Annotated in this window: 4 protein-coding genes and 3 pseudogenes; 4 read left to right on the forward strand and 3 right to left on the reverse strand. The window is 67.2% G+C overall.

Annotated elements, in window-relative coordinates; all coding sequences use genetic code 11:
• From STRIP9103_RS20495 to STRIP9103_RS20505, 3 genes and pseudogenes are all read right to left on the reverse strand, one after another.
• A pseudogene (locus STRIP9103_RS20495) lies at window positions 1-186 on the reverse strand (ATP-grasp ribosomal peptide maturase); the annotation flags it as partial.
• Window positions 187-292: 106 nt separating this feature from the next.
• Window positions 293-1,801, reverse strand: coding sequence for a glycosyltransferase family 87 protein (locus STRIP9103_RS20500; protein ID WP_078613985.1), 1,509 nt, complete (start codon window positions 1,799-1,801; stop codon window positions 293-295).
• Between the two features lie 184 nt (window positions 1,802-1,985).
• Window positions 1,986-4,646 (reverse strand): annotated as a pseudogene (locus tag STRIP9103_RS20505) (transglycosylase domain-containing protein).
• Between the two features lie 373 nt (window positions 4,647-5,019).
• Between STRIP9103_RS20505 and STRIP9103_RS20510 the strand changes: the two are divergent.
• The 4 genes and pseudogenes from STRIP9103_RS20510 to STRIP9103_RS53150 all read left to right on the forward strand — a co-directional run.
• The gene (locus STRIP9103_RS20510; protein ID WP_009315933.1) at window positions 5,020-5,700 is read left to right on the forward strand and encodes a PadR family transcriptional regulator; all 681 of its coding nucleotides are present in this window, start codon (window positions 5,020-5,022) and stop codon (window positions 5,698-5,700) included.
• 44 nt (window positions 5,701-5,744) lie between these two features.
• Window positions 5,745-6,827: an inositol-3-phosphate synthase gene (locus STRIP9103_RS20515; RefSeq protein ID WP_009315936.1), complete on the forward strand. Its 1,083-nt coding sequence runs from the start codon at window positions 5,745-5,747 to the stop codon at window positions 6,825-6,827.
• A 78-nt stretch (window positions 6,828-6,905) separates the two neighbouring features.
• Window positions 6,906-8,195, forward strand: coding sequence for an MFS transporter (locus tag STRIP9103_RS20520; RefSeq protein WP_009315934.1), 1,290 nt, complete (start codon window positions 6,906-6,908; stop codon window positions 8,193-8,195).
• A 10-nt stretch (window positions 8,196-8,205) separates the two neighbouring features.
• Window positions 8,206-8,495: pseudogene (locus STRIP9103_RS53150) on the forward strand (CGNR zinc finger domain-containing protein); the annotation flags it as partial.

Raw genomic sequence — 8,495 nt, forward strand, 5'->3', positions numbered from 1 at the left:
TCGCAGTACATAACCGCCCGCCCCACGCCGGGCGTCCTCTCCGATGCGGAACCCGAAGGAGAGGCCGGGCCCGATATCGGCGGGGTCGACGCGCACCACGGGCACCTCACGCTCGTTCAGCGCGGCGATGACCTTGTCCGCGGTGAAGTCCTCCAGCGCGGTGACGACCAGGACGGTGGAGGCCATCGGTCAGTCCGACTCGTAGTCGGTGGTGTTGTCGTCCTGGGTCTGTGGCTGCGGGTTCTGCACGTCGCCGCCCCCGCTTCCGTATTACTCCGCGCGCCGTGTTCGCTCAGGGCGAACCATCCGCCGGGCCTCGGGTTCCCCACTCCACGGGCGGCCCCTCGAAGTGCGCCGCGTGCTGTGGAGGACGAGCTGCGGCACCGTACACATGGACGTCTTCCGCGCCGTCCAGGACACCACCGGACGGATCGTCGTCACCGGCGCGGCGCACGACGTCCCGCTCCGGCATGAGGATGTCGCGCACGACGACCGCGCACAGGTACAGCGTCCCCAGCAGGTGGGCCATGATGGCGACGTGGTAGCCCTCGGCGGGCAATCCCTTGTGGGCATCACCGCTCGTCGTGTACGCGAGGTACATCCAGATCCCCAGGTAGTACGCGACCTCGCATGCCTGCCAGATCAGGAAGTCCCGCCAGCGGGGCCTGGCCAGCGCGGCGAGCGGAACCAGCCAGAGCACGTACTGCGGCGAGTAGACCTTGTTGGTGACGATGAAGGCCGCGACGATCAGGAAAGTGAGCTGCGCGAAACGCGGTCGACGCGGCGCGGTCAGCGTGAGTGCGGCGATTCCCGCGCAGACCAGCAGCATGGCGATCATCGCGTAGGCGTTCGCCGTTTCCGGGGTGATCTGGATGTTCATCCGCTGCGAGACGACGAGGAAAATCGAGCCGAAGTCGACGCCGCGTTCCTGACTGAAGCGGTAGAACTTCGCCCACCCGTCGGGCGCGAGGAGCATCACGGGAAGGTTCACCGCGAGCCAGGCCCCGACGGCGGCGAGCAGCGCGGTCCCGAACTCCCGCCACTTGCCCGCCCGCCAGCACAGCACGAAGAGCGGTCCGAGCACCAGGAACGGGTAGAACTTGGCGGCCGTGGCAAGCCCGATCAGCACGCCGAAGGCCAGAGGACGCTTCCGAGACCACATCAGCGTCGCAGCGGCCAGCAGGGCCACGGCGAGCAGATCCCAGTTGATGGTGGCCGTCAGAGCGAAGGCGGGAGCCAGAGCCACCAGAAGGCCGTCCCAGGGGCGCCGACGGTGAATGCGCGCGCAGCATACGGCGATGATCGCCGCGCACACCATCAGCATTCCGGCGTTGACCATCCAGTACCACTGCTCTTGTTCCTGGATGGTGCCGCTGCCCGGGGTGAGCCAGGCAGCGACCTCCATGAACACACCGGTGAGCACCGGGTACTCCAAGTACTCCATGTCGCCGGGGATCTTGTCGAAGTACGGCACGAGACCGTCGGCGAAGCCGCGCCCCTGGTAAAGGTGCGGGATGTCCGAGTAGCACGCGTGCGTGTACTGGGAGCTGACCCCGAAGAACCAGGCGCCGTCGTAGCAGGGGAGCTTCTGCACCATGCCGAGGGCGAACACGCCGATCGCCACGAGTGCGACGACCCGTACAGAGGTCCACCAGGACGCCCCGAGCAGTGCCCACCGCCCGATCGGGCCGCCGATCAGCTCACTGCCGGTCGCAGCGACCTCGTCCTCCTTGGTTGGGCGCACCGGCTCCGGCTCGTCCACGCTCACTCGCGTCGTCTCTGCACTGGGCATGCCGCACATCCTGCCGTACGCGCCTGGGAATACGCCGAGGACCGCTGCAACCCGTCGTCCGTGACGGCTCTGTTTCACGTGAAACACCCCTCGCTCCACCTCTCCCCTGTCCGGGCAGACAAACATGGGCCACCGCACCCGATCGGTGCGATGGCCCATGTTTCACGTGAAACGCCGCCTATCGGACAACGAGCTATCCGGTGGTGCCCTCGAAGAGGCCCCCTCCGTTCTGGTTGCCTCTCGTATCGTCCTCGGACTCCGTCGGCGTCGGGGTCACCCCGCCGTCGACGCCGGAGGTGTCCGTACCACCGGTGTCCGTGGTGCCGGGGTCCTCGCAGTTCGGGTTGAACGGGTTGTTGCAGGTCTCACTGGGTGAGGGCGAGGGCAGCGACTCGCTCTCGGTCGGCGACGGGCTCGGCTCGGGGCTCTCCTCCGGGGACTCGGTCACCGTCGGCGTCGGGGTCGGGTCCGGGTCGTCGTTGACGATCTCACCGATGGGCTCGGGCTCCGGGAAGTCCTTCGCCGGCACACCCTTGAGCGCGTCCTCCATGTAGTCGTGCCAGATCTCGGCCGGGAACGAGGCACCGTGGATCGTCTCCTGGCCACCCGTGCCGTACATCTCCAGGAATGTGCGGTTCTTGTTGGACTCGTCGTCGTCCATGCGGTACATGCTGATCGCCGTCGACAACTGGGGCGTGTACCCGACGAACCAGGCCGACTTGTTGCCGTCGGTGGTACCGGTCTTACCGGCCACCTCGCGGCCGGTCAGCTGGGCCGAGGTACCGGTGCCCTCCTCGACGACGGTCTTGAGGACGTCGGTGACATTGTCGGCCACCGCCGCGGTGAAGGCCTGCTTGGTGTCGGCGATGTCGTCGTGGTCGAACTCCGTCAGGCCCTCGTGCTCGACCGTGGTGACGGAGAACGGGTCGTTCTGCTTGCCACTGGCGGCGAAGGTCGAGTACGCACCCGCCATACGAATCGCACTGGGGTCGGAGATGCCGATCGAGAAGGACGGGTAGCTGGTGCCCGTCAGGCTGTCCTCCTTGAGACCCGCCTCGATGGCCGCTTCCTTCACCCTGTCGAGACCGACGTCCATGCCCAACTGCACGAAGGCGGAGTTCGCCGAGACCCTCATCGCCTCACGGAGGTCGATCTGGTACTTCGGCGGGCTGCCGTACGACGCGTCGTCGTCGTTGGCCTGCAGCCACTCCTTGCCTTCTTCGTTGGTCCAGATGTCGCCCTTGTAGTCCTTGATCTTCAGGTTGTTCTTGCCGCTGTAGAGGCTCTTCGGCGAGACGATGGTGCGTTCGTCCTGCGCCTGTGTCTCCCCGAGTTCGGGGTCGCGCTTGCCCCAGGTCATGGCTGCTGCCAGGACGAACGGCTTGAATGTCGAACCGACCTGCGCGCCGGTGACGTCGGCGTTGTTGGTGAAGTGCTTGGTGGCGTCCTCACCGCCGTAGATCGCCTCGATGGCGCCGGTCTTCGGATTCACCGACGCGCCACCGAACTGCACGTGGGTGTCCGTCTTGGGGCGCAGGTCCGGCTTGATGTTCTCCTTGCGGACCTTGTTCACGGCCTTCTCGAGCTCCTGGACCTTCTTCTTGTCGAAGGTCGTGTGGATCTCGTAGCCGCCCCGATCGAGCTGGCTCTGCGTGATCTTGGTGTTGTTGAGGATGTAGCCCTTGGCCGTGTCGACGAGGTAGCCGATCTGGCCGCCCAGCTGAGCGTTGGAACGAGGCTTCTGGATCTTGGGGAACTCGGTGTACTTGGCCCGCTCCGCCGCCGACAGGTGCTTGTCCTTGACCATCTCGTCGAGGATCCAGCTCCAGCGCTCCGTGGCTCGTTTGGTGTTCGCCTGCGCCGTGGCCGCCGGGTCGTACGCCGTGTTTCCTGCCGGGTCGTAGTACGTGGCGCCCTTGAGGACCGCGGCGAGGAAGGCGCACTGGCTCGCGTCGAGGTTCTCCGCGTCCTCGCCGAAGTAGGTGCGGGCCGCCGCCTGGAGACCGTAGGCGCCACGGCCGAAGTAGGCGGTGTTCAGGTAGCCCCGCATGATCTCTTCCTTATCGACCTGGGCACCCACCTTGATCGAGATGAAGAGTTCCTTGACCTTCCGCGACAGGGTCTGCGACTGGTCGTCGAGCATGGCGTTCTTCACGTACTGCTGAGTGATGGTCGAACCACCCTGCGTCTGACCGCCCTTGGCCATGTTGACGACGGCACGGGCGATACCCATCGGATCGACGCCGCTGTCGGTCTCGAACGTCTTGTTCTCGGCCGACATGACGGCGTAGCGCATCTCCTTGGGGATCTTCTCGTACGCGATGATCTGGCGGTTGACCTCACCACCCGTCGCGACCATCTGTGAGCCGTCCGATCAGTAGTACACGTTGTTCTGCGCCGTCGCGGCCTCGGCCGGGATGGGGACGGACACGACCGCGTAGCCGATGCCGGCCGCCGCCACCAGGCATCCGAAGAACCCGATGAACAGACCCGTCACCTGGCGCCATGACGGCACCCACCGCATCGCTCCGTACTTGCCGGCGCGTGGGTAGTCGATGAAGCGCTTCTTGCCGGGAGGAGCGGCGCGCCCACGGCCACGACCGGGACCGCGCCCGGCGGGCTCGGCCGCTCTGCGGCGGCCACCGCCAGTGCCGGTGCTTCTCTGCGCCGCCCGTCGAGCCGCTGCGCGGCCCTCGTACGGGCTCTCCTCACCTCCCGTGCCATAAGTGTCGGAAAGTGACCCGGTGGCGCCCCGCGGTGCCGCGCGGCGGCCGGAGGACGCCGACTGGCCGCGTCGGGCCGCGGCACGTCCGCCTCCCTGCGGCTGCGGCGGTTTGCGACGGTGCTCGCTCATCGAACGACTACTCCTCGGGCAGGCGCACCCGTGCGCGCCTGGAAACGGCGGCTGGTTTCCGGTCCCCCCGAAGTACGGATGCGGTCGTGTTGGCATTCATCCGTACCGCACCCAGGACGGCGACGTGCTCAAACGTCACTCGGTTCCCAGTGGTGTGCATGCCGCACAGACTACGCACCGCCAAAACCCATTGAGGACCGAACTTCATCCCAAAACAGGCAACTTGTTTCCTACGAATCGGTGATGTGATCCCGTTCACCGCGTCCCCACTTGTCGCTTCAGCAGGGGCGTTCTATCGTCGGGATGTATCGAGTCGATACATCAGCTCGGCATAAACGCGTGTCGGCGAGGTCAGCGGCGAAGAGGAGGCGACATGAGCCGGCGCTCCGGAATCCTTGAGTTCGCCGTTCTCGGCCTGCTCCGCGAAGCCCCGATGCACGGCTATGAGCTGCGCAAACGACTCAACACATCCCTGGGTGTGTTCCGCGCGTTCAGCTACGGGACGCTCTACCCCTGCCTCAAGACGCTGGTCGCCAACGGCTGGTTGATCGAGGAATCGGGCGGTACCCAGGACGACGCTCCCGCCGCCCCACTCACGGGCCGCCGCGCCAAGATCGTCTATCGGTTGACGGCGGAAGGTAAGGAGCACTTCGAAGAGTTGCTTTCGCAGACGGGGCCTGACGCATACGAGGACGAGACCTTCGCGGCTCGCTTCGCGTTCTTCGGGCAGACCTCCCGTGATGTGCGCATGCGCGTCCTGGAGGGCCGTCGCAGCCGTTTGGAGGAGCGGCTGGAGAAGATGCGTGCCTCCCTGGCACGCACCCGCGAGCGCCTCGACGACTACACGCTCGAGCTCCAGCGCCACGGGATGGAGTCCGTGGAGCGCGAAGTGCGCTGGCTGAACGAGCTCATCGAGAGCGAGCGGGCGGGCCGGGCCCTGAAGGGCCCCGCCCACGGAGAGCCCGCTCGCGACACCACAGAGGGAGCGCCGGGCGCCCTGCCACGGCCCGGGGACACCCCCGGTCCGGATGCGCCCGGCGACACCACCACGTGAGGTCCCTGCCAGGACCTCACTCGTACACACAGGGAGCAACCGGAATGGGTTCGGTTCGCGTAGCCATCGTCGGCGTGGGCAACTGTGCCGCGTCGCTGGTGCAGGGAGTCGAGTACTACAAGGACGCCGACCCGGCGTCCAAGGTCCCGGGCCTCATGCACGTGCAGTTCGGTGACTACCACGTCCATGACGTGGAGTTCGTCGCGGCCTTCGACGTCGACGCGAAGAAGGTCGGTCTTGACCTCGCGGACGCCATCGGCGCCTCCGAGAACAACACCATCAAGATCTGCGACGTGCCGAGCACCGGCGTGACCGTCCAGCGCGGCCACACCCTCGACGGCCTCGGCAAGTACTACCGCGAGACCATCGAGGAGTCCGCCGAGGCTCCGGTCGACGTCGTCCAGGTCCTCAAGGACAAGCAGGTCGACGTCCTCGTCTGCTACCTGCCCGTGGGTTCCGAGGACGCCGCGAAGTTCTACGCCCAGTGCGCGATCGACGCCAAGGTCGCCTTCGTCAACGCCCTTCCGGTCTTCATCGCCGGCACCAAGGAGTGGGCGGACAAGTTCACCGAGGCGGGTGTCCCGATCGTCGGTGACGACATCAAGTCACAGGTCGGTGCCACCATCACGCACCGCGTCATGGCGAAGCTCTTCGAGGACCGGGGCGTCGTCCTGGACCGCACGATGCAGCTGAACGTCGGCGGCAACATGGACTTCAAGAACATGCTCGAGCGCGAGCGCCTGGAGTCCAAGAAGATCTCCAAGACGCAGGCCGTCACCTCCCAGATCCCCGACCGGGAGCTCGGGGCGAAGAACGTCCACATCGGCCCGTCCGACTACGTCGCCTGGCTCGACGACCGCAAGTGGGCGTACGTCCGCCTCGAGGGCCGTGCCTTCGGTGACGTCCCGCTGAACCTGGAGTACAAGCTCGAGGTCTGGGACTCCCCGAACTCCGCCGGTGTCATCATCGACGCCCTGCGTGCCGCGAAGATCGCGAAGGACCGCGGCATCGGCGGCCCGATCCTGTCGGCGTCGAGCTACTTCATGAAGTCGCCGCCGGTCCAGTACTTCGACGACGAGGCCCGCGAAAACGTGGAGAAGTTCATCAAGGGCGAGGTCGAGCGCTGACCGAGCGCTCGTAGTGGGCTGTTGAGGGTCTCCGGGGCACGCGCCCGGGGGCCCTTCCCATATGTGAGGCTGTGCCCCATGTCCGTCGTGTGCGACCTGCGCGTCCTGCTCCGCTTCCGGGACTTCCGGCGTCTGCTGACCGTACGCCTGCTGTCCCAGGGAGCCGACGGCGTCTACCAGGTCGCGCTCGCCACGTATGTCGTGTTCTCACCCGAGAAACAGACGTCCGCAGCCGCGATCGCCTCCGCGATGGCGATCCTGCTTCTTCCGTACTCCCTTGTCGGTCCTTTCGCGGGCGTCCTGCTGGACCGCTGGCGACGCCGCCAGGTCCTGCTGTACGGCAATCTGCTGCGCGCCCTGCTGGCATGCGTGACAGCCGTCCTGATCCTGAGCCAGGTGCCCGACTGGCTCTTCTACGTCTCCGCGCTCTGCGTCACCGCCGTCAATCGCTTCGTCCTGGCCGGCCTCTCGGCCGCGCTGCCCCGCGTGGTGGATGCCGAACGTCTGGTGATCGCCAACTCCCTTTCCCCGACGGCCGGCACCCTCGCCGCGACCGCGGGCGGCGGACTCGCCTTCGTGGTACGACTGGCAGGCTCGGACTCCGACGCCGCAGTGGTCCTCCTCGGCTCGACCCTGTACCTCTGCGCGGCATTCGCATCGCTGCGTATCGCCCAGGAACTGCTCGGCCCCGACCCCGAGTTGGTGCAACCACGGCTGGGCACGGCGGTAGCCAGCACGGCACGGGGCCTGGTCCGGGGCGTACGGCATCTCGCCGAGCCGGAGCGACGCGCGGCGGCCTGGGTGCTGGCGTCGATGACGCTGATGCGCTTCTGCTACGGCGCCCTGACGGTCATGGTGCTCATGCTCTGCCGGTACGCCTGGTCACCCAACCCCTCCGGGGAAACCGACTCCGACGAGGGACTCGCCCTCCTCGGCCTCGCCGTGGGGGTCTCGGGGGCGGGATTCTTCACCGCGGCAGTGCTGACGCCCTGGGCGGCCGGCCTATTGGGCCCGGCCCGCTGGATCGTCACCTGCGCGACGGCCGCCGCCGTACTGGAACCCGCCCTCGGTCTGTCCTTCGCCGAGGTGCCCATATTGATCGCGGCGTTCGTCCTGGGGCTCGTCACCCAGGGCTCGAAGATCGCCACGGACACGATCGTCCAGTCCTCGGTCGACGACGGCTACCGCGGCCGGATCTTCTCCCTCTACGACGTCCTCTTCAATGTGGCCTTCGTCGGCGCCGCAACAGTGGCCGCCCTGATGCTTCCCTCCGACGGCCGCTCCGCCGCTCTCGTGATCACGGTGGCCGTGATCTATGGAGCGATCGCTGCGGCCATGGCTCGCTTCGGAGTGCCGAGGCAACGCTGACACGAATGGGGCGATGTATTCCTCCAACGCGACCGCGGGCTATGCCGCCATCGCCGCGATGGGCCTCGCCTTCCATCTCACCGAGTACGGCGTGGACCGGCTCGGCCTGTGCGAGGCGGCACCGTGCCGCATGCCTACCTCGACACCTCCGCCAACCGCTCCCGGCGCTACTGCTCGGACCGCTGCGCGACGCGCGCCAACGTGGCGGCCTACCGCGCCCGCAAACGCCTGGAGGCCGACCGGTCGCAGAGCACGGGACGGGCGGCGCAGAGCGCCCAGCGGGCGAGCGCGAGCGGCGAG

The sequence above is a fragment of the Streptomyces ipomoeae 91-03 genome (assembly GCF_000317595.1).
In the GTDB taxonomy this organism is placed as follows: domain Bacteria; phylum Actinomycetota; class Actinomycetes; order Streptomycetales; family Streptomycetaceae; genus Streptomyces; species Streptomyces ipomoeae.